Origin of the sequence: Mycobacterium sp. 1245852.3 (genome assembly GCF_001669335.1) — a bacterium.
In the GTDB taxonomy this organism is placed as follows: domain Bacteria; phylum Actinomycetota; class Actinomycetes; order Mycobacteriales; family Mycobacteriaceae; genus Mycobacterium; species Mycobacterium europaeum_A.
Map to the genome: position 1 here is coordinate 1 of NZ_LZLL01000295.1, position 2,172 is coordinate 2,172.

The following is a 2,172-nucleotide window of genomic DNA, read 5'->3' on the forward strand; positions in this document are numbered from 1 at the left end:
GGCCCGGTGGCCCGGCACTTCTTAGCTCCAGGGGTTGGGGCCCCAGCGTCGGGTAGCGTCGGGCCCGTGACCGCAACGCCGCGCGAATTCGACATTGTGCTGTATGGGGCGACGGGCTTCGTCGGGAAACTCACCGCCGAATACCTGGCCGGCTCGGCGCCGGACAAGCGGATAGCACTGGCCGGCAGATCGGCCGACCGCCTACGCGCCATCCGCGACACGTTGGGCGAAGCGGCGCAGTCGTGGCCCATTGTGAACGCCGACGCGTCCTCGCCCTCGACGCTCGATGAGATGGCGGCCCGCACCCAGGTCGTCATCACCACGGTCGGGCCCTACACCCGCTACGGGTTGCCGCTGGTGGCCGCCTGCGCCGCCGCCGGCACCGACTACGCCGACCTGACCGGCGAGGCGATGTTCGTCCGCGACAGCATCGACCTGTATCACAAGCAGGCCGCGGACACCGGCGCGCGCATCGTGCACGCGTGCGGATTCGATTCCGTCCCTTCGGACCTCAGCGTGTACGCGCTCTACCGGACCGCGCGCGACGGCGGCGCGGGAGAACTCGTCGACACCGACCTGGTGGTCCGCTCCTTCTCGGGCGGCATATCCGGGGGCACCGTCGCCTCGATGTTGGAAGTGCTGGACACCGCCTCGCGCGATCCCGACGCCCGCCGCCGACTCGCCGATCCGTACACCCTGACCACCGACCGCAGCGCCGAACCCGAGATCGGCCCCCAGCCCGATCTGCCCCTGCGCCGCGGTGGCCGGATCGCGCCGGAACTGAGCGGCCTGTGGACGGCGGGTTTCCTGATGGCGCCGTACAACACCCGAATCGTGCGGCGCAGCAATGCCTTGCTGGACTGGGCCTACGGCCGCCAGTTGCGTTACAGCGAAAGCATGAGCCTGGGCTCGTCGCCGCTGGCCCCCGTGGCGTCCGCTGTGGTGGGCGGGGTGGGTGCCGCCACCTTCGGACTGGGCAGCCGCTACTTCCGGTTGCTGCCGCGCCGGCTGGTGGAGCGCATCGTGCCCAAGCCCGGCACCGGCCCGAGCGAGAAGGCCCGGGAACGCGGCTACTACCGGATCGAGACGTTCACCACCACGACCACCGGCGACCGGTTCGTGGCGCGCATGGAGCAGCGTGGGGACCCGGGCTACAAGGCGACTTCGGTGTTGTTGGGGGAGTGCGGCCTCGCGCTGGCGCTGGACCGCGACAAGCTCCCCGACCTGCACGGCGTCCTCACGCCCGCGGCAGCGATGGGCGACGCACTGCTGGACCGTTTCCCGGCCGCGGGCGTCACATTGGAGGTAGAGCGGCTGGCCTAGTGACCCGGGTCACGCATTTTGGGCGCTTACACGTGGGTAAACACCGCTCCCTAGAATTGACGGGTGACCGCCAGCCGCAGCCCCGCCACTGACCTGCCCAAGTCGTGGGACCCAGCTGCGGCCGAAAGCGCGATCTATCAGAAGTGGGTGGACGCGGGTTACTTCGCGGCGGACCCGAACAGCGCCAAGCCCGGGTATTCGATCGTGCTGCCCCCGCCGAACGTGACCGGCAGCCTGCACATGGGCCACGCGCTCGAGCACACCATGATGGACGCCCTGACGCGGCGCAAGCGAATGCAGGGCTACGAGGTGCTGTGGCAGCCGGGCATGGATCATGCCGGCATCGCGACGCAGAGCGTGGTCGAAAAGCAACTCGCAATCGACGGCAAGACCAAAGAGGACTTCGGCCGAGAGCTGTTCATCGAGAAGGTCTGGGACTGGAAGCGGGAGTCCGGCGGCGCCATCGGTGCCCAGATGCGCCGGCTCGGCGACGGCGTGGACTGGAGCCGCGACCGGTTCACCATGGACGAGGGGCTGTCCCGAGCGGTCCGGGCGATCTTTAAGCGCCTCTACGACGCCGGGCTGATCTATCGGGCCGAACGGCTGGTCAACTGGTCGCCGGTGCTGCAGACGGCCATCTCGGACATCGAGGTCGACTACCAGGAGGTGGAAGGCGAGCTGGTGTCGTTCCGGTACGGATCGATGGACGACTCGCAGCCACACATCGTGGTGGCCACCACCCGGATGGAAACGATGCTCGGCGACACCGCGATCGCGGTGCATCCCGACGACGAGCGCTACCGGCATCTGGTCGGCACCAACCTGGCGCACCCGTTCGTGGACCGTCAG

The 2,172-nt window shown here is 69.0% G+C and carries 2 protein-coding genes; both read left to right on the plus strand.

Features of this window, described 5'->3' with window-relative positions:
- Positions 1-66: 66 nt before the first annotated feature.
- Positions 67-1,323: a trans-acting enoyl reductase family protein gene (locus A9W96_RS13355; protein ID WP_067140329.1), complete on the plus strand. Its 1,257-nt coding sequence runs from the start codon at positions 67-69 to the stop codon at positions 1,321-1,323.
- Positions 1,324-1,386: 63 nt separating this feature from the next.
- Positions 1,387-2,172: class I tRNA ligase family protein (locus tag A9W96_RS13360; RefSeq protein WP_156765233.1), on the plus strand; the 786-nt coding region annotated here is incomplete at its 3' end.